We start from the raw sequence: 25523 nt of genomic DNA on the forward strand, positions 1-25523 counted from the left end.
CCATGAAATTATTTCAAAAAAATACTATTTTAGCTTTAGGTGTTGTGCTTTTACTCACTGCTTGCAGCAAAGAAGAAGCACCAAAAATACAAATGCCGCCTCAACCTGTAACAACCATGAGTGCTAAATCTGAAGATTTACCACTTAGTTTTACTTACCCTGCTAAACTTGTCAGTGATTATGATGTCATTATAAAACCTCAAGTTAGCGGCGTAATAGTAAATAAACTTTTTAAAGCTGGAGATAAGGTAAAAAAAGGACAAACATTATTTATTATAGAACAAGATAAATTTAAAGCTAGTGTTGATTCAGCTTACGGACAAGCTTTAATGGCTAAGGCAACTTTCGAAAATGCAAGCAAGGATTTTAATCGTTCTAAAGCTCTTTTTAGCAAAAGTGCAATCTCTCAAAAAGAATACGACTCTTCTCTTGCTACATTTAACAATTCAAAAGCTAGTCTAGCAAGTGCTAGAGCACAGCTTGCAAATGCAAGAATTGATCTAGATCATACCGAGATAAAAGCTCCTTTTGATGGTACTATAGGAGATGCTTTAGTTAATATAGGAGATTATGTAAGTGCTTCAACAACTGAACTAGTTAGAGTTACAAATTTAAATCCTATTTACGCAGATTTCTTTATTTCAGATACAGATAAACTAAATTTAGTCCGCAATACTCAAAGTGGAAAATGGGATTTAGACAGCATTCATGCAAATTTAAATCTTAATGGAGAAACCGTTCAAGGCAAACTTTATTTTATTGATTCGGTTATAGATGCTAATAGTGGAACAGTAAAAGCCAAAGCCGTATTTGATAACAATAACTCAACACTTTTACCGGGTGCTTTTGCAACAATTACTTCAGAAGGTTTTATACAAAAAAATGGCTTTAAAGTGCCTCAAATAGGTGTTAAACAAGATCAAAATGATGTTTATGTTCTTCTTGTTAAAAATGGAAAAGTAGAAAAATCTTCTGTACATATAAGCTACCAAAACAATGAATACGCCATTATTGACAAAGGATTGCAAAATGGCGATAAAATCATTTTAGATAACTTTAAAAAAATTCAAGTTGGTAGCGAAGTTAAAGAAATTGGAGCACAATAATGTTTTCTAAATTTTTTATCGAAAGACCTGTTTTTGCTTCAGTTGTTGCAATTATCATTTCTTTAGCTGGAGCCATAGGTCTTACAAATTTACCTATAGAACAATATCCTTCTTTAACCCCTCCTACAGTTAAAGTAAGTGCAACTTACACAGGAGCTGATGCACAAACCATTGCTTCAACAGTTGCAAGTCCTATCGAAGATGCAATCAATGGCGCAGATAATATGATTTACATGGATTCAACTTCAAGTTCTTCAGGAACTATGAGTTTGACTGTTTATTTTGATATCGGTACAGATCCTGATCAAGCCACCATAGATGTTAATAATAGAATTTCAGCCGCAACTGCAAAAATGCCAGATGCAGTTAAAAAACTTGGAGTAACAGTTAGAAAAACTTCCTCAACAACACTTGCTGCAATTTCTATGTATTCAAGTGATGGCTCAATGAGTGCAGTAGATGTATATAACTATATCACTTTAAATGTTTTAGATGAGTTAAAAAGGGTTCCAGGAGTTGGAGATGCAAACGCTATAGGAAATCGTAATTATTCTTTAAGAATTTGGCTCAAGCCTGATTTATTAAATAAATTTGGAATCACAGCTACTGATGTAATTTCTGCGGTTAATGACCAAAATGCCCAATACGCAACTGGTAAAATTGGCGAAGAACCTGTAACCCAAAAATCCCCTTATGTTTATTCAATCACTATGCAAGGAAGACTACAAAATCCTAGTGAATTTGAAAACATTATTTTAAGAACAAATAATGATGGATCATTTTTAAGACTTAAAGATGTAGCTGATGTGGAAATAGGATCACAACAATACAGCTCACAAGGACGATTAAATGGCAATGATGCAGTTCCAATTATGATTAATCTTCAATCAGGGGCAAACGCATTGCATACAGCAGAACTTGTTCAAGCTAAAATGCAAGAACTTTCAAAAAATTTTCCAAAAGGTTTAACATATAAAATTCCTTACGATACAACAAAATTTGTAATAGAATCAATCAAAGAAGTTGTTAAAACTTTTGTTGAAGCTCTAATTTTAGTTATCATTGTTATGTATATGTTCTTAAAGAATTTCCGTGCAACACTTATTCCTATGATAGCTGTACCTGTTTCATTGTTAGGAACTTTTGCTGGACTTTATGTTTTAGGTTTTAGTATTAACTTGCTTACGCTTTTTGCTTTAATTTTAGCCATAGGGATCGTTGTAGATGATGCGATTATAGTTGTAGAAAATATTGATAGGATTTTACATGAAAATGAGCAAATAAGCGTAAAAGATGCTGCTATCCAAGCGATGCAAGAAGTTAGCTCTCCGGTTATTTCAATTGTTCTTGTGCTTTGTGCTGTTTTTGTACCAGTTTCTTTTATATCAGGTTTTGTTGGAGAGATTCAAAGACAATTTGCTCTTACCTTAGCTATATCTGTAACCATATCAGGTTTTGTTGCTCTTACCTTAACACCTTCTTTATGTGCACTCTTTTTGCGACGCAATGAAGGAGAGCCATTTAAATTTGTAAAGAAATTTAATGATTTTTTTGATTGGAGTACCTCTGTATTTAGCGCAGGAGTAGCATATATCCTAAAAAGAACCATTCGTTTTGTTTTAATTTTTTGTATTATGCTTGGAGCAATTTTTTATCTCTATAAAGCAGTACCAAATTCTTTAGTTCCTGAAGAAGATCAAGGTTTGATGATTAGCATTATTAATCTTCCTTCAGCTTCAGCACTCCATAGAACAATTTCAGAGGTTGATCACATAAGCCAAGAAGTTTTAAAAACTAATGGAGTTAAAGATGCAATGGCTATGATAGGATTTGATCTTTTTACAAGTTCACTCAAAGAAAATGCCGCTGCAATGTTTATAGGTTTGCAAGATTGGAAAGATAGAAATGTAAGCGCTGATCAAATTATAGCCGAACTTAATAAAAAATTTGCTTTTGATCGCAATGCTTCAAGTGTATTTATAGGCTTACCTCCCATACCTGGATTAAGTATCACAGGCGGTTTTGAAATGTATGTTCAAAACAAAAGCGGAAAAAGCTATGATGAAATACAAAAAGATGTAAATAAACTTGTTGCTGCGGCCAACCAAAGAAAAGAACTATCAAGAGTAAGAACAACACTTGATACAACTTTCCCTCAATACAAGCTTATAATTGATAGAGATAAATTAAAACACTACAATCTTAACATGCAAGATGTTTTTAACACGATGAATGCAACTATAGGCACTTATTATGTTAATGATTTTTCTATGCTAGGTAAAAACTTCCAAGTAAATATCCGCGCAAAAGGTGATTTTAGAAATACACAAGATGCATTAAAAAATATTTTTGTAAGATCAAATGATGGAAAAATGATACCACTTGATTCTTTCTTAACTTTACAAAGAAGTTCAGGGCCTGATGATGTAAAACGATTCAACCTTTTCCCAGCGGCACAAGTTCAAGGTCAACCCGCACCAGGTTATACTTCAGGTCAAGCTATAGAAGCGATTGCTCAAGTAGCAAAAGAAACTTTAGGGGATGATTATTCCATAGCTTGGAGTGGATCAGCTTATCAAGAAGTTTCTAGTAAAGGAACAGCAAGCTATGCTTTTGCTTTAGGTATGATATTTGTCTTTTTAATTCTAGCTGCCCAATATGAAAGATGGCTTATACCTTTAGCAGTTGTAACAGCTGTACCTTTTGCGGTATTTGGATCATTTTTATTGGTATATTTAAGGGGATTTAGCAATGACATATATTTTCAAACAGGACTTTTGCTCTTGATTGGACTTTCAGCTAAAAATGCTATCTTAATCGTAGAATTTGCAATGGAAGAGCGCTTTAAAAAAGGCAAAGGAGTTTTTGAAGCAGCTGTTGCAGCAGCAAAACTTCGTTTTCGTCCTATCATAATGACTTCTTTGGCATTTACTTTTGGGGTCTTGCCAATGATTTTCGCAACAGGAGCAGGAAGTGCTTCAAGACACTCTTTAGGAACAGGGCTTATTGGTGGAATGATCGCAGCATCAACTTTAGCGATATTCTTTGTGCCTTTATTTTTCTATCTTTTAGAAAATTTTAATGAATGGCTAGATAAAAAAAGAGGTAAGGTTCATGAATAAAATAATTTCAATTAGTGCTATAGCAAGTTTTACTCTTTTGATTTCAGCTTGCTCTTTAAGTCCAAATTTAAATATTCCCGAAGCAAACTATAGCATTGATAATAAGCTTGGAGCCTTATCTTGGGAAAAAGAAAACAATAGCTCTATCACAAAAAATTGGTGGAAAGACTTTGATGATAAAAATTTAAATAAAGTGGTTGATTTAGCACTTAAAAATAATAATGATTTAAAACTTGCTTTCATACACATGGAACAAGCTGCTGCTCAATTAGGTATAGATTTTAGCAGTTTGTTGCCAAAATTTGATGGTAGCGCAAGCGGAAGTCGTGCAAAAACAGCTATAAATGCTCCAAGCAATCGAACTGGGGAAGTAAGTTACGGTAATGATTTTAAAATGGGACTTAATTTAAGCTATGAAATCGATCTTTGGGGAAAATATCGCGATACATATCGCGCCTCAAAATCAGGCTTTAAAGCAAGTGAGTATGATTATGAAGCTGCAAGACTTTCTGTTATTTCAAATACAGTTCAAACTTATTTTAATCTTGTAAATGCTTATGAAAATGAAAATGCTCTTAAAGAAGCTTATGAATCTGCAAAAGAAATTTATAGGATTAATGATGAAAAATTTCAAGTTGGCGCTGTAGGTGAATATGAACTTGCTCAAGCAAGAGCCAACTTAGAAAGTATGGCTTTGCAATATAATGAAGCAAAGTTAAATAAAGAAAATTACCTTAAAGCTTTAAAAATTTTAACTTCAAATGATTTAAATGACATACTTTACAAAAATCAAAGCTATCAAGTTTTTAATCTTAAAGAATTTGACATTCCAACTGGAATTTCAAGTACCATCTTGCTTCAACGTCCAGATATTGGCTCTTCTTTAGAAAAATTAACTCAGCAAAATTATCTTGTTGGAGTAGCTCGCACGGCTTTCTTACCTAGCCTTTCTTTAACAGGATTATTGGGATTTGAAAGCGGGGATTTAGATACCTTGGTTAAAGGAGGTTCTAAGACTTGGAATATAGGTGGAAACTTTACTCTGCCTATTTTTCATTGGGGTGAAATTTACCAAAATGTAAATTTAGCCAAGCTTAATAAAGATGAAGCTTTTGTAAATTATCAAAATACTTTGATTACTGCTTTTGGAGAAATTCGCTATGCTTTAGTAGCTAGAAAAACTATACGCTTACAATACGATAATGCACAAGCAAGCGAACAATCTTACAAAAGAATCTATGAAATTGCTAAAGAACGCTATGATATAGGAGAAATGTCTTTGCAAGATTATTTAGAGGCACGTCAAAATTGGCTTAATGCTGCGGTTGCTTTTAATAATATTAAATATTCTTATGCCAATTCCATAGTAGATGTAATCAAAGCATTTGGTGGAGGATTTGAGCAAAGTGAAGATACGAGTAAAAATATAAAAGAAGAATCAAAAAATTTAGATATGTCTTTTAGAGAATAGTTTGTTCTATTCTCTAAATAAATTAAAAATCTTTGTCTAAATCTGCATCTGTAATTTCATAAGCCTTGTAAATAGCAGGCAATAATTTTCTTATAGCATAATCAAAATGATAAAATTGCTTATATACCTCTTCTGGATTTAAATTTTTAGCATTCTTAAAATCAAATACTTCAGTATTATTGATTTTGGCAATATTTTCATCAAAATAAGAGTAAAACTCTGCTCTTTGTTTAAACAAAGCATTTAAATTTTGAACAATTTTGGCTTTATCCATTTTTATATCCTTTTTAAATAATTTAAAAACTTAATCCCATTTTTTATTTAAGAAATAAAAAATTTACTCCTATTTTAGCTAAAAATTGATAAAGTTATGTCTTAAATATTTTAATATATAGGCCACTTATGAATTTATTTCAAAATTTAGCTTTAAAATACTCTCATACTATGATGGAAAAATCCCTCCAAAAAGGTTTCAATGTCGAACTTTTAAAACAACCCGAAGAAAAAATTCCAAAACAAGACAAAAGCTATATGCTTTATGCCCATGTACCTTTTTGCCATACTTTTTGTCCTTATTGTAGCTTTCATAAATATTATTATGATGAAAATTTAGCCAAAGTATATTTTCAAAATCTTAGAGAAGAAATTAAAATCATGAAAGATAAAGGTTTTGATTTTACCTCCATGTATGTGGGTGGTGGTACAACACTGATTAATGAAGAGGAATTATTAAAAACCTTAGAACTTTGTAAAAAATTATTTAATATAAAAGAAATTTCATGCGAAAGCGATCCAAATCATATTGATCCAAATAAACTTTCTATGTTTAAAGGTATAATCGATCGTTTAAGTTGTGGGATTCAAAGTTTTGATGATGAAACTTTAAAAAAAGTGGCAAGATACAATAAATTTGGTTCATCTAAAGAACTTCAAGAAAAAATTTCAAAAGCTTTAGGAATTTTGCCTATTTTTAGCATAGATCTTATTTTCAATCTTCCAGGACAAAGTGAAAAACAACTTTTAAATGACTTAGAAATTGCTAAAAATTTAGCCCCACAACAAATTACAACCTATCCTTTAATGAAATCAAATCTCACCAAAGACAATATCGCTAAAAGTCTAGGTGTAAGCATTAAAGATAATGAATTTGCTTATTATCAAATCATATGCGAATTTTTTAAAGACTATACCCAAAACAATGGTTGGAGTTTTTCTTTAGAAAAAAACAAGCTTAATGACGAATATGTTAGTTCTCATCATGAATATCTAGGAGTAGGTAGTGGAGCTTTTAGCTTTTTAGATGGGGAGCTTTTAATTAATGCATTTAATCTAAATGATTATGCTAAATTTATACAAGAAAAACAAAATGCTAATATAGCCAAAGCTTGTTTTGATAAAAAAGAGATTATCAAATATGTCTTTTTAACTGAAATTTTTTCAGGGAAAATAGAAATTGATAAATTCAACAAAACTCTAAATTGCAACCTCGAAAAAGAACTTTTCATAGAACTTTTAGGGCTTAAAACAAGTGGTGCCATCATAAAAGATCAAAATGCTTTAATCGCAACTGAATTTGGTCAATATCTTTTTGTGGTTTTAATGAAAGATTTTTACACAGGAATGGATCTTGTGCGTGCAGTATTTAGAGATGATAAGCGTCTTAAAAATAAAGATTATATCGATATCATGAAAGAAAATATTGATCCGCTTAACTCCGCTAGTATGGAATTTAAAGCGGAGACAAACTAAAAGGGACGAACAACCATCATTAAAGCGATAATAATAAACATTATAGTCGGAAATTCATTATAAATTCTAAAGTATTTCCCACTTTTAGTAGAAGTATCATTTGCTAAAGCTTTTAAACAATAATAATTATGTATATGAAAAATAATCAAAAGTGTAACACAGGTAAGTTTAACATGCATAAAACCCGCACCTACCATTAAAACTTCCTTATGAGCATGTAACATTAAACTTCCTGTGATTAAAGTTACAATCATTGCAGGAGTTTGTATATAAAAATAAAGTTTTCTTTCTTGAATTTTTACAATCTCGACAAAACCTTTATTGTCTTTATGTTCAGCATGATACACAAAAAGACGAGGTAAATAAAAAAGACCCGCCATCCAAGAAACAAATGCCAAATAATGCACCCATTTAATCCAAAAATAATAATCATTAATCCATTCTGTCATCTTTTTTCCTTTTTTTAAATATTTCTTGTATTAAAATCAAAGCCACACTTATATTTATCATGACATCTGCAACATTAAAAATAGCAAAATTAAACCATTTATGCCAAAAAAACATATCCACTACACCTCCATGTATAAAACGATCCAATAAATTTGAAACGCCAGCACCAAGCATCATTCCAAAAGCTATGCTATGAGTTTTTAAAAGTGTTTTTTGCCAAAAAAGATAAATAAAAAGCACGACAATTAAAGCAAGATGTAAATATTTTAAATTATGTTCTAAAAAACTCAACATTGAAAAAGCTACGCCTGTATTTAGAGCATAAGTTAAATCTAAGTATTCACTCTGCCATCTAAGTCCTGCTAAAGTTAAGGATTTCACCCATTGATCAAGGGCAAAAACCAAAACAAAGGCACCCCAAAAATAAAAAATAAATTTAAAAGTTTTAGCCATTTAAAGCTTTCTTAAAAAACTCCACAACATTTTTCATTTCTTTTTCTAAGAGCTTAATATCTTTGGCTTCTAGTAAAAGTCTTATCAAATTTTCTGTTCCAGAATAGCGAAATAAGGTATTGATATTTTTATTTTCTAAATCTTTTTTTAATTCTTTTAAACCTTTAATTTTATCTAAATCTTTTTTTTCTGCAATTTTAAGATTGGTTAAAAGCTGAGGATAAGGTTTGACTTGACCCAAAATAGAGCTTGCAGATTTTTTCTTGGAAAGCATTAAAGCACTAAATTGCAAAGCAGCTATCAAACCATCTCCAGTTTTTGCATAATCACTAAAAATAATATGCCCACTTTGCTCTCCACCAAAATTTCCACCATTAGCTTTTAATTTTTCAAGCACATATTTATCGCCCACATTACAAGTATCAAGTTCTATACCATGTTTATTTAAAAATTCTTTTAAAGCACCATTACTCATTATAGTGGCTACAACACTTGATTGTAATTTACCTTGTTCTTTAAGATAAAGTGCTAAAACTCCTAATAAACTATCTCCATTAGCCACTTCGCCTTTTTCATCTACAACCACCAAACGATCTGCATCACCATCAAAAGCAAAGCCCACATCTGCACGCAAACGCTTTACCTCAGCAGCTAAATTTGCAGGATGTAAAGCTCCACAATTTTCATTGATATTAAGTCCATTAGGTTTATCGCTCATTACTATAACTTCAGCACCTAATTCCTTAAAAACAGTAGGTGCTACCTTATAAGCTGCCCCATGAGCCACATCTAAAACCACACGCAAAGACTTTAAAGTAAGATCTTTTGGAAAAGAATTTTTAATAGAAACAATATACCTTCCTATAACATCATCAATTCTTTTTGCTTGACCAATTTTTTCCATATCTACCTTAGAGGCTTGTATAAGCTTATCATCAAAATAAATTTCTTCTATTTTTTTCTCTATATCTTCACTAAGTTTGTTTCCATGAGCATCAAAAAATTTAATACCATTATCATAATAAGGATTGTGAGAAGCTGAAATCATAATCCCTGCGTCACAACGCATATCTTCAGTTAAGAATGCAATCGCAGGAGTTGGCATAGGACCAATTTGTATAACATTATATCCTATAGAAGTAAGCCCTGAAACAATAGCATTTTCTATCATATAGCCGCTTCTTCTTGTATCTTTTCCTACTAAGATATTATTAGTAATACTTTTATCTTTAAAATAAATACCCGCAGCCATTGCTAAACGCATAGCCAAAAAACTATCTAAAAATTCACCCGCTTTTCCACGAACTCCATCAGTTCCAAAAAGTTTCATTGCAAACCTTTCTAGCAAAATTTAAAGACAATTATAACAAAGCTAAGATAAAGAAATTTAAACAAGCTCTAAAAATAGAGCTTGTTTGGAACCTTATAGTTCAGGTTTAGGAGTTTTTTCAGTAGAAATAGGAAGTTGTGGATAAACAATTGCTGGTTTTGTTCCTGTTAAAGATTTTAAGAAAGTTTCAATACTTTTTGCTTCTTTATCAGAAATTTTAATGCCAAGTTGCACACTACCCATTTCCTTAATAGCATCTTTTAAATTCCAAATCGCACCATTATGAAAATATGGAGCAGTTTCAGCAACATTTCTTAAAGTTGGAGTTTTTACCATGCCATTTGCATCACCTTTAAAATCACCTAAATTTGCAAATTTATATTTACCAGCAACTTCAAACGCTTGCATATTGCCACCTAAATTCACACCATTATGACAAGCTACACAACCTTTATCTATAAAAAGCTTTAAGCCTTTTTGTTCTTCTTTTGTTAAAGCTTTTTCATCGCCTTCTAAAAATTTATCAAAACGAGATGGAGTGATCAAAGTTCTTTCAAAATTTGCAATTGCATCAGCAATATTGTCAAAATTTACACCGCTTTTACCATAGATTTTTTTAAACTCACTCACATATTCAGGCAAAGATGAAATTTTTTCTACTGCAAGTTTAGCAGGAGTTGCCATTTCAGGATCAGCTTGGATTGGACCTTTAGCTTGATCGGCTAATGTTCCTGCACGACCATCCCAAAATTGAGTATTATTTAAGACTGCATTATAAACTGTTGGTGAATTTAAATGATGAGGATTTGCTGTCCATTTATGACCTATTGCAGTACTGATTCCATCTGTTCCACCAAGTCCTACATTATGACAGGTATTACAAGAAATGATACCACTTTTTGAAAGACGTGGTTCAAAATAGAGCTTTTTGCCAAGCTCTGCTTTTTCAAGAGTAAATTCACTAGCCTTTACTCCATTTTGTTTTAAAATTTCATCAACGCCTTTTTGATCTTTTGGTAAGGCAACAAGACCTGAATTTTTAGCTTCATCTATAAGACTTGCAGCATTTAAGCTTGAAAAAGCAACTAAGGATGCGATTAGCAATGATTTTACTTTCATTTACAAACTCCTATTAAAGATAAATTAAAATAAAATAATAATCATTTAGAGCTTAAATAAAAATAAATATTATTAAAAAATATTTACAATTAATTAATACTATTTTTATCTTAAAAATTATTTTTTGTTTATTTATTTTCATAAGATATAATTTTTAGTTATAAATCTTAAAATTTTAAGATGATTTGAAAAGGATATTATGGAAAATTTAATAATTTACGCTTTTATATATCTTTTAGGTTCAATCCCTTTTGGGCTAATCCTAGCTAAATTTTTTGCTAAAACTGATATCAAAAAAGAAGGTTCAAAAAGTATAGGGGCAACCAATGTTTTAAGAGTAGTAAAAGAAAAAAATCCCAAACTAGCAAAAAAACTTGCCATTGCTACAATAATTTTAGATTTTGCAAAAGCAGCTATTCCTTTACTAATCTTGAAATTTCTTCATTATGATCAAGCTTTGCTTTGGAGCGTCGCAGTTTTGGCTATTTTTGGACACTGTTTTTCAATTTACTTGTTATTTGAAGGAGGGAAAGGCATAGCAACAGGAGCAGGCGCTATGATAGTTTTACTTCCATTGGAAGTGCTTACAGCATTTATTGTGTGGGTAGTTATTGGAAAAATTTTTAAAATATCTTCGCTAGCTTCTTTAGCAGCGTTACTTGCTTTTGTTATAAGTTCTTTTATATTTAATTATGACTTAGAAATTCATACACATGCACCCGTTTTCATTATCGCTTTTATTATAATATATAAACATCTACCTAATATTAAAAGATTGATTTTTAAAGAAGAATGCAAAGTCATATAAAAATAAAATTTCACTTTAAGTGTATCATTGGTATATTAGATTTCGAAAGAAGAAAAAAACAAAAAATTATTATCAAACTTAAAGCTAAAGCAAATGAATTTTTAAATTATGCAGAGGTAATTACCAAAATTAAAAAATGGTATAAAAAAGAAGAATTTTACACCCTTGAAGAGTCTTTAGACTTTGTAAGCTTAAATTTAAAAAAAGATTTTCCTAATTTAACCAATCTTAACATAAAAATTTTCAAACCCCATATAATAAAAAATGCTACAGTTGGGGTTAAATTGAAAAAAAAATATTAATTTTTTTTTAAAGATATCTAAACATTTACTTAAGCTATGATATAATTCTTTAAATTTTTCTTAATAAGGATAGAACAAATGAGAATTTTAGTTATAGAAGATGAGATTAGCCTAAATAAAACAATTATAGACAATCTTAATGAATTTGGTTATCAAACCGATTCTTCTGAAAATTTTAAAGATGGAGAATACTTTATCGGCATTAGACATTATGATTTAGTTTTAGCAAACTGGACTTTACCTGATGGAGATGGAGCAGAACTTGTTAATACCATTAAACATAAATCTCCAAGAACTTCAGTTATGATTATGTCTTCAAAAACAGACAAAGAAACAGAAATCAAAGCTTTGAAAGCTGGAGCTGATGATTTTGTTAAAAAACCTTTAGATTTTGATATTCTACTCGCAAGAATTGAAGCAAGACTAAGACTTGGCGGAACCAATGTTATTAAAATTGAAGACTTAGTTATTGATCCAGATGAGGAAAAAATTACTTATAAAGGTCAAGATATAGAACTTAAAGGAAAACCTTTTGAAGTTTTAACGCACTTAGCAAGACATTCGGATCAAATTGTATCCAAAGAACAACTTTTAGATGCCATCTGGGAAGAACCTGAGCTAGTAACTCCAAATGTTATCGAAGTAGCTATCAATCAAATTCGTCAAAAAATGGATAAACCATTAAATATATCTACCATAGAAACAGTTCGTCGTAGAGGATACCGTTTCTGCTTCCCTAAAAAATCTTAACAATTTTGCACCTTCGGTGCAAAAAATTTATCTTTATTTCTATTTTTATATTTTATTTAAGTTTGGTTATTGTATAAACTAAAATTATTTTTTAAATTTTTGAAAGGTTATGATGTCTCTTTTAATTACAAAAGACTGCGTATGTTGTGATGCTTGCAGAGAAGAATGTCCTGATGAAGCTATTTATGAAAATAGTCCAATTTATGTAATAGACCCTGATCTTTGTTCAGAGTGCGTTAATGATTTTTCAGAGCCTGCCTGTATTGTTGCTTGCCCATATGAATGTATCATTCCTGATCCTGATAATGTAGAAACTATAGAAGAATTAAAACTCAAACATAGAGATAGAGAATTTTAATGGCAAAAAAAACAGCCGTTGTTGATCTTGGCTCAAACTCCATTAGAATGGTGATTTTTGAAAAAACTTCTAGATATGGTTTTTATACAACTTGCGAATACAAACGCAAAGTAAGACTTGGAGAAAATGCTTATAATAATGGCAAAATTCTCCAAGAAGAAGCCATGCAAAGAGCCGAAGATGCCTTAGCTTTTTTCAAACAATGCGCTTTAAAGCATAAGTGCAAAAAAATATTTATAGTAGGCACATCAGCCTTAAGAGATGCCCCAAATTCAAAAAATTTCATTAAAAGAATCAAAGATAATCTGTCTTTAAATATACGCTGTATAGATGGAAAAAGCGAAAGTTACTTAGGTGGTCTTGCAGCTCTAAATTTATTAAGTCCTTTTAAGGATGGAACCACTTTAGACATAGGTGGTGGTTCTAGTGAATTGTGTTTAATAAAAAATAATAGAATTATTTCTTGCATATCTCTTGATATTGGCACTGTTAGGCTAAAAGAATTGTTCTATGATACTGGAAAAATGGATTCTTTAGAAGAATTTATAAAACCAATTTTAGAACAAATTCCTAAAGAATTTTGCAATCAAAACCTTATTGCAATAGGTGGAAGCTTAAGAGCAATATCTAATTCCATCATGCAAAAAAATTCCTATCCACTGAAAAATTTACATGATTTTCGCTATATGCTAGATGAAGAAAAAGGACATATTTTAAAAATTTTTAATTCAAACTTAGACTCTTTAATCAATTTTGGCATAAAAAAGGATCGTTTTGATACCATTAAAGAGGGTATATTTATTTTTTTAAAGATTGCGGAAAAAATAAAAGCCAAACAAGTTATCACGAGTGGGGTTGGAATCAGAGAAGGAGTTTATTTGCAAGATTTACTTCGTCCTAAAATCACATTTCCACCAAATTTCAATCCTAGTTTAAAATGTTTGCAAGATAAATTTTTACAATCAAAACAAAAAAATAAAACTCCACATTTTGCTCTGCAAATTTTTACAACCCTTAAAAATCTTCATAAACTTAACGATAACTATAAGCATACTTTACTAAATGCTGCCAAATTATGCCATATTGGAGAATATTTAAATTTCTATTTTGCTAATGAACACTCTGCTCATTTTGTACTAGGTGGATTAAATTATGGATTTTCGCATAAAGAAAAAGCTTTAATTGCTAGTATTATTAAGCTTAATGGAAAAAAAGTTAATCCTTATAATCTTGAACCCTATAAACAACTTTTACCCAATATTCATACCATTTCATGGCTTAATTTTATTTTGTGCTTAGCTAAAACTTTAAGCACAAATGAAGATAAGATTGATTTTGCTTTTGCAAACAATACTCTTTATATATATCAAGAAAACAAAATTCTTAATTTACCCAAAGATGAGCTCAAAAAAATTGCAAAACCAGCTACCATAGCATTAGCAATCAATCAAAAAATTTAAGATTTTTTACCTTTTTGACGCTGCTCTATAAGATTTTGAATTCTTTTTTTATTCTCTTCAAAAAAAGAATCAAAATTTTTCTCTGTTTTTTCTGTATGTTTTATTGTTTGTTCCTCTGGAATTTCAACACTTTCTAAAAGCACATTGGAATTACCTATTATCATTGTATAACGTTTATTAGCGTGATCAAAAACAACAAGTTGATTATTTTTATCTAAAAATCTTTGGAAAATCATAGTAAAATCTCTAGAAACATTGTTATTTTTATAAACCATAGTCTTTTTAAACCACCAAAGCACTATTAACAAAATAACTAAAATCAGCATTACTAAGATATAATTTGTATAATCATACCCTTCTAAACTTGTACTTTTTGGTTTAGGCATTAATTCTTGAGAATTATTCGCAGTTGTTGTAGGTACAGATTCGATATTTGCTTTCCCTTGCTCTATAGCTCGTATCCTTACTCCAAATTTATCATTGATAGAGCTAAGTTCTAAATTAATATTTTGTTTGTTTTGTAGCATAATATAGGTATTATTATTTTTAGAACTAATACTAATTTTATCTACAAGTTGAGAGTTAAGTTCTTTTAATTCATCTTTAGAATACGTTAAATCACTAAAAGTTAAAAGAGTTAAATTTTTTTCTTTTTTTTGAGAAATCTTGCCATTATAAGCATTATCAAAAGAAAGCATTAAATCTACTCGGTCATTTCTATCGTAGATATTATAACTAATCAACTCAACACTATATAAAGGTAAAATTAAAAAAAATAATACTAGCAATCTCATTTAAATTTCTTTTTTAAAGTATTGAAGCACAGTCTTAGAATCCAAAATTTCATTAATTCTTATAGCGAGATTTTTTTCATAAACCATAACCTCACCTTTGCCAAAAATTCTTTTATTGATATAAAGCTCAACGCTTTCTCCAGCAGGCTTTTCAAGATCAATAACCGAGCCTACTTCAAGTTTTAAAAGCTCCGCTACACTCATATTTGTAGTTCCAAGCTCGCTTACAAAATCTACTGTAATATCTAAGATATCTTCATAAGATTGCAAAAGCCCATGATGAATGTTAAACTCTATATCATCGCTCATTATTTGCAATATCCTATTCTAAAATAACAATTTTCAAATTTATAAGTTAAAGCTTCATCTAGAACTATTTCAGAAAAATCAACTTTTCCTAAATATTCCGGAATTCCGAGTTTATACTCGTCATCACCCTTGGCATCATTTAACAAATTTTTAGCATAACCTATAATCTGATTGGCGCATTCTTTAGTTAAATCGCACCAGTCATCTTCTTTAAATTTTTCATCATTAATTAAAATTTCTGCAATTTTTTTTAAAAATTCTTTTGGAAAAAATAAATAAAAATTACATTCTCCTTCGCTTTTGCCCATGATAGGAATACTCGCTCCATAAAGTTCACCGCTTATATCTTGAGCTGCTTCAATGCGAAGTCTTAAGATATGCTCGCAAAAATGAGTGATGGAATACTCAAGAATCTTTAACATAACTACCACCTTTATAAAAAACTTAATTTAAAATTATAGTAAATATAAAATAAAAATATGTTTTAAAATTTTATTTTTTGAAAATTTCTTCAATATCTTTCATTATTATATCCAAATTTCCTTGTTTAAAACACTTTACTATGCTAGTTCCCACAATCACTCCGTCAGCAACTTTTCTCATTCTTTTTACATCTTGATTATTTTGAATGCCAAAGCCTACAAAAATAGGCAAATTTGTAAAAGATCTGATTTCTTTTACTTTATCTTGTAAGATTGCTTCTTCGACACTTTTCGTACCTGTAATACCTATGCTTGCTAATAAATAAATAAAACCTTTAGCATGTTTTACTAACTTTTTAACCCTTTCTTTAGGGGTTGTAACACTTACAAGTGTAATTAAAGCTATATTATATCTTTCACACTCTTTAATTAAATCATCACTTTCTTCAAAACTCAATTCAGGCACAATCAAAGCACAAATCCCTAAAGATTTTGCTTTTTTCACAAATTTTTCCAAGCCATAAGAAAAAATTAAATTATAATAAACCATAAAAACCAAAGCTTTTTTAGTTTTTATCCTAGCTAAAAGCTCAAAAACACTATGAATATCCATGCCTTGATCAAGAGCTATTTTTGCCGCATCTGCAATAATCTCACCATCGGCAATAGGATCACTATAAGCAACACCAAGTTCTAAAATATCAATAGGGCTTTGATCCAATCTTTGCAAAAAAGCTTCACTTGTTTGAAGATTTGGATAACCTAAAACCGTATAAGCCACATTTGCATTTTCTTTATAAAATTTTCTAAAATCAACCATAAATCACCCCTTTTTTATAATCTCTAATCATTTGCATATCTTTATCTCCCCTGCCTGAAAGATTTACTACTATCACGCTTTTCTTTTTTAAAGTTGGACAAAGTTTTTCTAAAAATGCCAAAGCATGCGAACTTTCAATCGCTGCAATAATACCTTCTTCTTTACAAAGTAATTTTAAAGCCTGCATACATTCTTCATCACTTATAGCATGATATTGCGCTCTTTTGCTTTCAAATAAAAAAGCATGCAAAGGACCAATTCCTGGATAATCAAGCCCTGCAGAAACACTATGTACAGGCAAGATATTGCCTAAATCATCTTGTAAAACCTTGGTTTTCATACCGTGAATAATGCCTGTTTTTCCCTTATTTAAAGTCGCTGCATGATAAGGCGTATCAATGCCAAGCCCCCCTGCTTCAATACCTATAAGTTTAACATTTTCATCTTTGATAAAATCATAAAAAATCCCAGCTGCATTGCTTCCACCCCCAACAGCTGCGATAATATAATCTACTTTTTTATTGAGTTTTTGAAGTTGCATTTTGCATTCTTTTCCTATAATACTTTGAAAATGCATTACCATTTTAGGATAAGGATAAGGACCTACCGCACTTCCAACCACATAAAAAATATTTTTAATATCTCCAACCCAAGCTTGAATAGCCGCAGTAGTAGCTTCTTTTAGAGTTTTAAGCCCACTTTGTACTGCATGAATTTTAGCACCCAAAAGCTCCATTTTATAAACATTTAAAGCCTGTCTTTGCACATCGGTTGCCCCCATATAAATTTCACATTCAAGTCCTAAAAGTGCTGCTGCAGTGGCTGTTGCAAGCCCGTGTTGACCTGCTCCTGTTTCTGCTATGATTTTTTTCTTTCCCATTTTTTTTGCTAAAAGGGCTTGAGCGATGGCATTATTGATTTTATGTGCTCCGGTATGATTTAAATCCTCGCGTTTTAAATAAATTTCATGCTGATATTTTTTGCTTAAATTTCTAGCAAAATAAAGTGGAGTAGGACGCCCTACATAAGTTTTTAAAAGCTCGTTTAATTCTTTTTTAAAGAGTTTATCTTTAGAAAATTTCAAAAAAGCACCTTCTAGCTCATTTAAAGCAAACATTGCACTTTCAGGCAAAAACTGCCCACCAAAATCCCCATAATACGCTTTTTTCATTTTTTCAACTCCTTTAAAATTTGTTTTATTTTGTTGATATCTTTTAAGCCTTTTTCATCTTCAAGTTTTGAATTAAGATCTAAAATTTTAGCTCCCGTTTGTACAGCCTTATGAATATTATCCAAACCTATGCCTCCAGCTAATGCAAAATCTTTAGTATAAGAACCTAATAAAGTCCAATCAAAACTTATTCCATTACCGCCCTTTAAAATTCCCTTAGCATCAAAAAGTACTAAATTAGCAAAAATTTCACTTTTTAAATCTAAACTATTTTCCACACTAATCACCTGCCAAACAAAAACATTTTGCACCTTTAAAATTTCAAATTCTTCTTTGGTAATAGTGCGATAAATTTGTATCCCATCAAGCTTAGCTTCTTTAATACATCTTAAAATTTGTTCCAAATTTTCATCTACAAAAACACCGACAACTTTTTTATCTTTTTCATGAAAAATTGCACTTAAATTTCTCGCTTGTTCTAAACTCACTCTTCTTGGACTTTTAGCAAAAATAAGTCCAAAAAAATCAATATTTAAAAAAGCTAAATCTTTGGCATTTTTTTCATCTTTAATACCACAAATTTTAAGCTTTAGCATAAGCTTGATACTCCTTAAAATATTCTATAACCTTACCTGAATAAATGGCTTCTAAAATCATATCTTTAGCCACTAAAGGCGAACTTGCTTTATTGGCTGTATAAAGTGCAAACATAGCATTTAAAACTACCAAATCAAATTTTGCCCCTTGCATTCTACCGCTTAAAATATCTTTTAAATCTTTAGCGTTGTCATATGCACTAGATCCTATGATTTCACTATGAAAAGCTCTTTTAAAACCAAATTGTTCAGGACAGATAGAATACTCTAAAATTTCTCCTTCACAAAGCTCATAAATTTTACTTTCATCGCAAATACTAAGCTCATCCATACCATCATTTCCTCTTACCACTAAAGCTTTTTTGCGTCCTAAATTTTTTAAAACCTCTATCAAAAGCCTATGCACAGGTGCGTGATAATTTCCCATAAGTTGATATTTTAACTTTAAATTAGGGTGCAATAAAGGACCTAAAACATTAAAAACCGTTCTTACTCCAAGTCTTGATCTGATCTCTTTAAGTTCTCCTACTAAAGGATGAAAAAATGGAGCATGTAAAAAACTAAGCCCTTGATTATTTAGTTGTTTTAAAACTGATTCTAAAGTGTTTGGAGTAGTTATATTTAAAGCTTCTAACACATCTGTACTTCCGCTAGAACTTGAAATGGCACGATTTCCGTGTTTGGCTACTTTTACTCCTAAAGCTGCTAAAATAAAAGCACTAGTCGTAGAAACATTGATACTTTTAAAACCATCTCCACCTGTTCCACAAATATCAATCATCTCACTCTCATCACTAAAAGTTTGAGAATATCTTAAAATTTGTCTTACAAAAGCACTTAAAGATTTTTCATTTAAGGACTTTTCAGTGATTAAAATCAACAAAGCCGCTACTTGTAAAATTTCATAATCTTTAGACATAATAATCTTACAAATTTGCTCAAAATCATCGCTTTGTAAAAAATGATTTTCACTCATTTTTTGCAAATAAAAACTTAAAGGATTTTCTTGTTTTTGTGGTTTTTTTATATCTTGTTTTAAAAAATTAGAAAAAAGTTGTAAGCCATATTCACTAAAATAGCTTTCAGGATGAAATTGCACACCATAATAAGGTAAATTTTTATGTCCCAAAGCCATAATCACACCCTTTTCATCAAGGGCTAAAATTTCAAGCTCATCACTAAGCTGTTTAACCTCTAAAGAATGATAACGCATTACACTAAAATTTGAAGGCAAATTAGAAAATAATTCATTTTCCCTGCACTGTTTTATCAAAGAATTTTTTGCATGCATAGGCTCTTGCATCTTAACCACTAAAGAATCAAAAGCTAAAGCTAAAGCTTGATGTCCTAAGCAAATGCCCAAAACAGGGATATTAAGCCTTGCTTTAAAAATTTCAAGACAAATCCCACTTTGACTTGGATGCTTTGGACCAGGACTTAAAATAATATGAGTAGGATTTAAATTTTTAATTTCACTCAGAGAAATTGCATCATTTCTTCTTACTAAAATTTCATCATTGCTGAGTTGCTCTAACATGCTTTTAACATTAAAAACAAAAGAATCATAATTATCAATTAAAAGTATCATTGATTTTCCTTTTTTAAATTTTCAAAAGCTACCAAAAGCGCCTTGCGTTTAGCACAAATTTCTGCATATTCTTTTTGACTCTCACTTTGCAAAACAATACCCGCCCCACTTGCCAAATAAGCCTTATCTTGAGTAAAAAAAGCGCAACGGATTAAAATCGCTAAAGTTATGTCTTCGTTAAAATTTAAAAATCCTACCGCACCACCATAAATTCCACGATCGCAATCTTCAAGCTCGCTAGTGATCTCTAAAGCTCTTATTTTAGGAGCTCCGCTTAAAGTTCCCGCTGGAAAAACTGCTTCAATCACATCAAAAATACTCGCATCTTCTTTCATATTGGCATACACTTCACTCACTATGTGCATTACAAATTTATTTTTAATAATAGAAAAAAGATTTTCCACTCTTGTTTGAGTGCCAAATTTAGAAGCATCATTTCTTGCTAAATCTACAAGCATCTTATGTTCACTAAGTTCTTTTTCATCACTTAAAAGATCTTTTTCTAAAGCTAAAAGATCACAGTTATTTTCCAAATTTCTAGTTCCAGCAATAGGGGCTAAATAAATCTCTCTTTTTTTAATTTTCAATAAAAACTCTGGAGAAGAACCCAAAACAACACCATATTTACTTGGAAAATAAAACATATAAGCGCTTGGATTTAAAGCACTTAAACTCTCATAATAATCAAAAGCATTTACTTGATGTTTGATACAAAGTTGCTTACTTAAGACCACTTGAAAAATATCTCCACTTAAAAGATATTCTTTGGCTTTTTCGCACATTTTTAAAAAATCATTTTTTTCATCTTCTAAAGAATTTAAAATTTCAAAATCATTTTTTTGTTTCTTTTTCATTGGTTCAATATCATCTTTTAAATATTCAAAATATTTTGAAGCACCAAATTTAAAAAACATCTTGCTATTTTTCTCATAAATCAAATAAGCCTTAGCATTGGCAAATAAAAATAAAGGAAAATCATAATTTTTCTTAGAAGAAAGTGGAATTTTTTCAAACAAAGATACAAAATTTGCACTAAAAACTCCAAAAAATCCAGCAAAGTCGCAAATTTTATTCTTGCTTAAAGCTTCATAATATTTTGCCTTAAACTCGCTAAAGGATAATTCATTAGCATCTAAATAATCACAATCAATCCCTATAATTACCTTAGTCAAATCCTCTGCAAAATAAGAATTTTCAAATTTTTCAAGGATTTGTCTGTAATAAAAATTTACATTTTTAACAAACATAATAAACCTTTTTTTAAAAAATAAATTAAAATAATATTAAAGAAAAAATTTAGATAAAAAGAAGTTTAGAAACGCCAAGAGCGAAGAGTATGTGTAAGTTTTAAAATCAAAGAATTACTAAAAAAACCATTTTCACTCATCTTTTACCTTTCTTATAAAATATTTCAAAAATTAAGACTTTTATGAAAATTTTTAAAGTCTAAATTAATTTTAATCAATAAATATAAATTTTGCTTTAAATTTAAAATAAATATTATAAAATCTTTATATTTTATAATATTTTGAAACATTTTTACGATGCTTAAAGTTACCAAAAAATATTCTATTGTTATAAAAAAACTAAGATAATACTTAGCTTAATAAGATAAAATTATTCCGTATTTGAAATATTTAATATTTTTTAGGAAAAGCTATGGAAATCACAGATTTACCTTATCTAATCATAGGAATCATTTCAGGTATTGCTTCTGGACTTTTTGGCATTGGTGGAGGTATGATTATCGTTCCTTCTATGTTCGCACTTGGAGCAAGTGCTCACCATGCTATCGGAATTTCAGTATTGCAAATGATTTTTGCAGCAGTTTTTGGCTCTTATATTAATTATAAGAAAAAAAATCTAAATCTTAAAGATGGTATTATGATAGGTTTTGGAGGGCTCATAGGGGCAAGCTTTAGCGGAATGCTTTTAAAAGCTTTAAGTGATGTAGCTCTTACTAGCGTATTTTTGGCGGTAAGTTGTATATTTTTTATCAAATATGCTTTTGGAATTAAAGAAAACATTGTGCAAAATCAAAGAAGCGTTTGGGTAAAGAATGTCATTTTATTTATTGCTGGAGCTTTTACTGGTATTTTTGCTATTTCTTTGGGAATTGGTGGCGGACTTTTAATTGCTCCGATTTTAGCTTATTTTTTAGGCTATGATAGTAAAAAAGTTGTTTCCTTATCCTTGTTTTTTGTTATTTTTGCTTCAGTCTCTGGTATTATATCTTTTTCAAATTCTGGAGTTATAGACTCTGAAGTTATTCATAAAGGAATACTAGTAGGTATAGCTTCTATGGTTGGAGTTTTTATAGGAATTAAAATCATAGAAAAAATGCATATTTCAGCTCATAGAAAAATTTTACTTTGCGTATATGCCTTATCAATACTTGGAACCACCCACTCTTTGCTTAATAAGCTAAATTTTATAAATTTTTAACTTGGATTTATCCAAGTTCTTTTAATATTATTATGCTAAAATCTTAAATTTATTTAATGTTTAGGAAAGACTATGAACGATACCATAAAAATCATTGGCGCAAGAGAAAATAACCTAAAAAATATCCACCTTGAAATTCCCAAAAACAAACTCATTGTTTTTACAGGACTGAGCGGAAGTGGAAAATCAACCCTTGCTTTTGGAACTCTTTATGCTGAAGGACAACGCCGTTATATAGAAAGTTTAAGTGCTTACGCCAGACAATTTTTAGATAAGGTAGGCAAACCTGATGTCGATAAAATCGAAGGTTTAACTCCAGCCATTGCCATAGATCAAAAAACTACTTCTAAAAATCCACGCTCTACTGTAGGAACCATCACTGAAATTTATGATTATCTAAGACTTTTATACGCAAGAGTTGGCATTCAACATTGTCATCAATGCGGACAAAAAATCTCATCTATGAGTGCAAGTGATATAGTCAGTGAAATTTTAAAATTTCCAAAAGGTGCAAAAATCATCATCTACGCCCCACTCATACGAGAAAAAAAAGGAACTTATGCAGATTTGCTTGAAAATTTACGCAACAAAGGCTATGTAAGAGCTCAAATTGATGGAGTTTTGGTAAGACTTGATGAAGAAATTGAACTAGCCAAAACCAAAAAACACACCATTAAACTTGTCATAGATAGACTTGAAATTCAAGAAGATTTACTTTCTCGCCTTGCAAGCGATATAGAAAAAGGTTTACAGGAAAGCTTTGGAGAAATAGAAATAGAAGTTTTAAATCATGAGGAAATAAACCTTAATAAACACTATCATTTTAGCGAGCATTCAGCTTGTTTTGATTGTAAAATTTCCTTTGTTCCACTTGAACCTTTAAGCTTTTCTTTTAATTCTCCAAAAGGAGCATGTGAAGCTTGCGATGGACTTGGAATTCGTTATACTTTAGATATGAAAAAAATCATCGATGAAAATTTAAGTCTCGAAAACGGTGCTGTTAAAATCATGTATGGTTTTAACAAAAGTTATTATTATAAATTCCTAATCGCCTTTTGCGAACAAAATGAAATTCCTATCAAAATACCTTTTATGCAATTAAGCGAAGAACAAAAACGCCTTGTATTGTATGGTAATGCCAAAACTATAGAATTTCTTTGGAAAAGAAATCGTCTAAAACGCACTTTTGAAGGCGTGGTTAAAATGGCTTATGAAATGCTAAAAGATGAAAAAGATTTAGCCGAATATATGAGTGAAAAAATTTGTAAAGACTGCGGTGGGCATCGTTTAAAACCCGAAAGTTTAGCCGTGAAAGTAGCCAAAAAAGGCTTGGGTGAAATTTTAGATATGAGCATAGAAGATAGTACGGCCTTTTTTGCAGATGAGAAAAATTTTTCTTATTTAAGCGAGCAACAAAAACTTATTTCTAAACCTATCCTAAAAGAAATCAACGAAAGATTGTTTTTCTTGTATGATGTGGGGCTAGGTTATCTTTCCTTAGGGCGCGATGCAAGAACGATTAGTGGGGGTGAAGCACAAAGAATCCGCATAGCTTCACAAATTGGCAGTGGTTTAAGCGGAGTGATGTATGTCTTAGATGAGCCTAGCATAGGACTCCATGAAAGAGATACTGCAAAACTGATTAAAACTTTAAGAAATTTACAACAAAAGGGCAATACCCTAATTGTCGTAGAGCATGATAAAATGACCATAGAAGAAGCAGATTTTATTGTAGATATTGGTCCAAAAGCAGGAAAATTTGGGGGTGAGGTTGTATTTAGTGGAACTTATAAAGAACTTTTAAAAAGCAAAAGCGAAACTGCACTTTATATGAATGGTAAAAAACAAATTTCACAACTTCAAAACAGAACACAGAAAGAATGGCTTGAGCTTAAAAATGTAAATATTAACAATATCCAAGATTTAAGCGTAAAATTTCCTTTGCAAAATTTAGTCGCTATAACAGGAGTTTCAGGTTCTGGAAAAAGCTCTTTGATACTTCAAACCCTACTTCCTTTTGCACAAGAGGAATTAAACCGTGCGAAAAAAGTTAAAAAACTTGGCGGAGTACAAATAGAAGGACTTGAAAAACTTGATAAAGTCATTTATCTTGATCAAAGCCCAATTGGGCGCACACCACGTTCAAATCCTGCCACCTATACAGGTGCTATGGATGAAATCAGAAATCTTTTTGCCGCCACTAAAGAAGCCAAAATGCGTGGTTATAAAGCTGGACGCTTTTCTTTTAATGTCAAGGGTGGAAGATGTGAGAAATGTAGCGGAGATGGAGAAATCAAAATAGAAATGCATTTTTTACCTGATGTTATGGTAGTTTGTGATACTTGCGAGGGCAAACGCTACAATGATGCCACGCTAGAAATCAAATATAAAGGCAAAAATATCAGTGAAATTTTAAATATGAGTGTTTTAGAAGCGAGTGAATTTTTTACAGCCGTTCCTAAAATCAAACAAAAATTAGATACTCTAGTAAAAGTGGGTTTAGATTATCTAACTCTAGGACAAAATGCCACCACCTTAAGTGGAGGTGAAGCACAAAGAATCAAACTTGCTAAAGAACTAAGCCGTAGCGATACAGGAAAAACGCTTTATATACTTGATGAACCTACAACAGGACTGCATTTTGAAGATGTCAATAAACTCATCTTAGTTTTACAACATTTAGTTGATCTTAAAAATTCTGTTTTTGTGATAGAACATAATTTAGATGTGATTAAAAATGCTGATTATATCATCGATATGGGGCCTGAAGGCGGAATTAAAGGTGGAAAAGTTATAAGCACAGGAAGCGTGGAAAAAGTCGCTAAAGAACACAAAAAAACCCGTTCTTACACAGGATATTATCTAGACTTAGAGCTTAAAAATACACAAAAATCATAATT

General features: G+C 30.6%; 25 protein-coding genes. 11 read left to right on the forward strand and 14 right to left on the reverse strand.

Going from position 1 to position 25523, the window contains the following annotated elements:
- Positions 1 to 2 precede the first annotated feature (2 nt).
- Genes cmeA through cmeC form a run of 3 tightly spaced genes read left to right on the forward strand, consistent with a single transcriptional unit; the run spans position 3 to position 5699 of the window.
- Positions 3 to 1106, forward strand: coding sequence for a multidrug efflux RND transporter periplasmic adaptor subunit CmeA (cmeA, locus tag AJN56_RS03045; protein WP_070246227.1), 1104 nt, complete (start codon positions 3 to 5; stop codon positions 1104 to 1106).
- Positions 1106 to 4228 (forward strand): multidrug efflux RND transporter permease subunit CmeB, encoded by a 3123-nt coding sequence (gene cmeB / locus AJN56_RS03050; RefSeq protein WP_002868922.1) that lies wholly within the window; start codon positions 1106 to 1108, stop codon positions 4226 to 4228. Before cmeA ends, cmeB begins: the two co-directional genes overlap by 1 nt.
- Entirely contained in the window at positions 4221 to 5699 is a 1479-nt protein-coding gene (gene cmeC / locus AJN56_RS03055; protein ID WP_070246223.1) for a multidrug efflux transporter outer membrane subunit CmeC, read from the forward strand. The genes cmeB and cmeC overlap by 8 nt, the downstream gene beginning before the upstream one ends.
- 22 nt (positions 5700 to 5721) lie before the next feature.
- Here the strand turns inward: cmeC and cmeU are convergent, their stop codons facing one another.
- On the reverse strand, positions 5722 to 5973 hold the full coding sequence (gene cmeU / locus AJN56_RS03060) for a CmeU family protein (RefSeq protein WP_002857293.1): 252 nt from the start codon (positions 5971 to 5973) through the stop codon (positions 5722 to 5724).
- A 128-nt stretch (positions 5974 to 6101) separates the two neighbouring features.
- On the opposite strand from cmeU, the gene AJN56_RS03065 reads away from it, so the two are divergent.
- Positions 6102 to 7448: a coproporphyrinogen III oxidase family protein gene (locus AJN56_RS03065; RefSeq protein ID WP_002868920.1), complete on the forward strand. Its 1347-nt coding sequence runs from the start codon at positions 6102 to 6104 to the stop codon at positions 7446 to 7448.
- On the opposite strand, the gene hemJ is transcribed toward AJN56_RS03065, so the two are convergent.
- The 4 genes from hemJ to AJN56_RS03085 all read right to left on the reverse strand — a co-directional run bounded on the left by hemJ (position 7445) and on the right by AJN56_RS03085 (position 10800).
- Positions 7445 to 7897, reverse strand: coding sequence for a protoporphyrinogen oxidase HemJ (gene hemJ, locus AJN56_RS03070; protein ID WP_002857597.1), 453 nt, complete (start codon positions 7895 to 7897; stop codon positions 7445 to 7447). The genes AJN56_RS03065 and hemJ overlap by 4 nt on opposite strands.
- Positions 7881 to 8351, reverse strand: a complete 471-nt coding sequence (lspA, locus tag AJN56_RS03075; protein ID WP_002857354.1) for a signal peptidase II — start codon at positions 8349 to 8351, stop codon at positions 7881 to 7883. Before lspA ends, hemJ begins: the two co-directional genes overlap by 17 nt.
- Positions 8344 to 9681, reverse strand: coding sequence for a phosphoglucosamine mutase (gene glmM, locus AJN56_RS03080; RefSeq protein ID WP_002857318.1), 1338 nt, complete (start codon positions 9679 to 9681; stop codon positions 8344 to 8346). The genes lspA and glmM overlap by 8 nt, the downstream gene beginning before the upstream one ends.
- Positions 9682 to 9774: 93 nt before the next feature.
- Positions 9775 to 10800 (reverse strand): cytochrome-c peroxidase, encoded by a 1026-nt coding sequence (locus AJN56_RS03085; protein WP_002857587.1) that lies wholly within the window; start codon positions 10798 to 10800, stop codon positions 9775 to 9777.
- 199 nt (positions 10801 to 10999) lie between these two features.
- On the opposite strand from AJN56_RS03085, the gene plsY reads away from it, so the two are divergent.
- The 5 genes from plsY to AJN56_RS03110 all read left to right on the forward strand — a co-directional run bounded on the left by plsY (position 11000) and on the right by AJN56_RS03110 (position 14478).
- Positions 11000 to 11608 (forward strand): glycerol-3-phosphate 1-O-acyltransferase PlsY, encoded by a 609-nt coding sequence (plsY, locus tag AJN56_RS03090; protein ID WP_002857304.1) that lies wholly within the window; start codon positions 11000 to 11002, stop codon positions 11606 to 11608.
- Positions 11593 to 11910, forward strand: coding sequence for a dihydroneopterin aldolase (locus tag AJN56_RS03095; protein WP_002857609.1), 318 nt, complete (start codon positions 11593 to 11595; stop codon positions 11908 to 11910). The genes plsY and AJN56_RS03095 overlap by 16 nt, the downstream gene beginning before the upstream one ends.
- Before the next feature lie 78 nt (positions 11911 to 11988).
- Positions 11989 to 12660, forward strand: a complete 672-nt coding sequence (hsrA, locus tag AJN56_RS03100; protein ID WP_002857553.1) for a homeostatic response regulator transcription factor HsrA — start codon at positions 11989 to 11991, stop codon at positions 12658 to 12660.
- 112 nt (positions 12661 to 12772) lie between these two features.
- Entirely contained in the window at positions 12773 to 13018 is a 246-nt protein-coding gene (locus tag AJN56_RS03105) for a YfhL family 4Fe-4S dicluster ferredoxin (RefSeq protein ID WP_002854647.1), read from the forward strand.
- Complete coding sequence (locus AJN56_RS03110) at positions 13018 to 14478, forward strand: Ppx/GppA phosphatase family protein (RefSeq protein WP_002866641.1); 1461 nt, start codon at positions 13018 to 13020, stop codon at positions 14476 to 14478. Before AJN56_RS03105 ends, AJN56_RS03110 begins: the two co-directional genes overlap by 1 nt.
- Here AJN56_RS03110 and AJN56_RS03115 read toward each other — a convergent pair.
- The 9 genes from AJN56_RS03115 to AJN56_RS03155 all read right to left on the reverse strand — a co-directional run bounded on the left by AJN56_RS03115 (position 14475) and on the right by AJN56_RS03155 (position 21715).
- Positions 14475 to 15272 (reverse strand): hypothetical protein, encoded by a 798-nt coding sequence (locus tag AJN56_RS03115; protein ID WP_002868919.1) that lies wholly within the window; start codon positions 15270 to 15272, stop codon positions 14475 to 14477. The two genes, AJN56_RS03110 and AJN56_RS03115, sit on opposite strands and share 4 nt — an antisense overlap.
- Entirely contained in the window at positions 15273 to 15581 is a 309-nt protein-coding gene (gene fliN / locus AJN56_RS03120) for a flagellar motor switch protein FliN (protein ID WP_002824739.1), read from the reverse strand. It lies immediately after the preceding gene.
- Positions 15581 to 16003 carry a chemotaxis protein CheX gene (locus tag AJN56_RS03125; RefSeq protein WP_002854524.1) on the reverse strand — a complete coding sequence of 141 codons (423 nt, stop codon included), beginning with the start codon at positions 16001 to 16003 and terminating at the stop codon, positions 15581 to 15583. The genes fliN and AJN56_RS03125 overlap by 1 nt, the downstream gene beginning before the upstream one ends.
- Before the next feature lie 70 nt (positions 16004 to 16073).
- A complete protein-coding gene (trpA, locus tag AJN56_RS03130; RefSeq protein WP_002868918.1) occupies positions 16074 to 16823 on the reverse strand; it encodes a tryptophan synthase subunit alpha in 750 nt (249 codons plus the stop codon).
- The gene (gene trpB, locus AJN56_RS03135; RefSeq protein ID WP_002854204.1) at positions 16816 to 17994 is read right to left on the reverse strand and encodes a tryptophan synthase subunit beta; all 1179 of its coding nucleotides are present in this window, start codon (positions 17992 to 17994) and stop codon (positions 16816 to 16818) included. The genes trpA and trpB overlap by 8 nt, the downstream gene beginning before the upstream one ends.
- Positions 17991 to 18590 carry a phosphoribosylanthranilate isomerase gene (locus tag AJN56_RS03140; protein ID WP_002868917.1) on the reverse strand — a complete coding sequence of 200 codons (600 nt, stop codon included), beginning with the start codon at positions 18588 to 18590 and terminating at the stop codon, positions 17991 to 17993. The genes trpB and AJN56_RS03140 overlap by 4 nt, the downstream gene beginning before the upstream one ends.
- Positions 18577 to 20178: an anthranilate phosphoribosyltransferase gene (trpD, locus tag AJN56_RS03145; RefSeq protein WP_002868916.1), complete on the reverse strand. Its 1602-nt coding sequence runs from the start codon at positions 20176 to 20178 to the stop codon at positions 18577 to 18579. Before trpD ends, AJN56_RS03140 begins: the two co-directional genes overlap by 14 nt.
- The gene (locus AJN56_RS03150; protein ID WP_002858746.1) at positions 20175 to 21425 is read right to left on the reverse strand and encodes an anthranilate synthase component I family protein; all 1251 of its coding nucleotides are present in this window, start codon (positions 21423 to 21425) and stop codon (positions 20175 to 20177) included. Before AJN56_RS03150 ends, trpD begins: the two co-directional genes overlap by 4 nt.
- A 164-nt stretch (positions 21426 to 21589) precedes the next feature.
- A complete protein-coding gene (locus AJN56_RS03155) occupies positions 21590 to 21715 on the reverse strand; it encodes a hypothetical protein (protein ID WP_002854718.1) in 126 nt (41 codons plus the stop codon).
- Positions 21716 to 21837: 122 nt separating this feature from the next.
- Between AJN56_RS03155 and AJN56_RS03160 the strand changes: the two genes are divergently transcribed.
- Together AJN56_RS03160 and uvrA are read left to right on the forward strand one after the other, a co-directional pair.
- The gene (locus AJN56_RS03160) at positions 21838 to 22623 is read left to right on the forward strand and encodes a sulfite exporter TauE/SafE family protein (protein ID WP_002858695.1); all 786 of its coding nucleotides are present in this window, start codon (positions 21838 to 21840) and stop codon (positions 22621 to 22623) included.
- Between the two features lie 72 nt (positions 22624 to 22695).
- A complete protein-coding gene (gene uvrA / locus AJN56_RS03165; protein ID WP_002868915.1) occupies positions 22696 to 25521 on the forward strand; it encodes an excinuclease ABC subunit UvrA in 2826 nt (941 codons plus the stop codon).
- The last annotated feature ends 2 nt before the right edge of the window (positions 25522 to 25523 follow it).

This window comes from Campylobacter sp. BCW_4319 (assembly GCF_001764435.1).
Classification (GTDB): Bacteria; Campylobacterota; Campylobacteria; order Campylobacterales; family Campylobacteraceae; genus Campylobacter_D; species Campylobacter_D jejuni.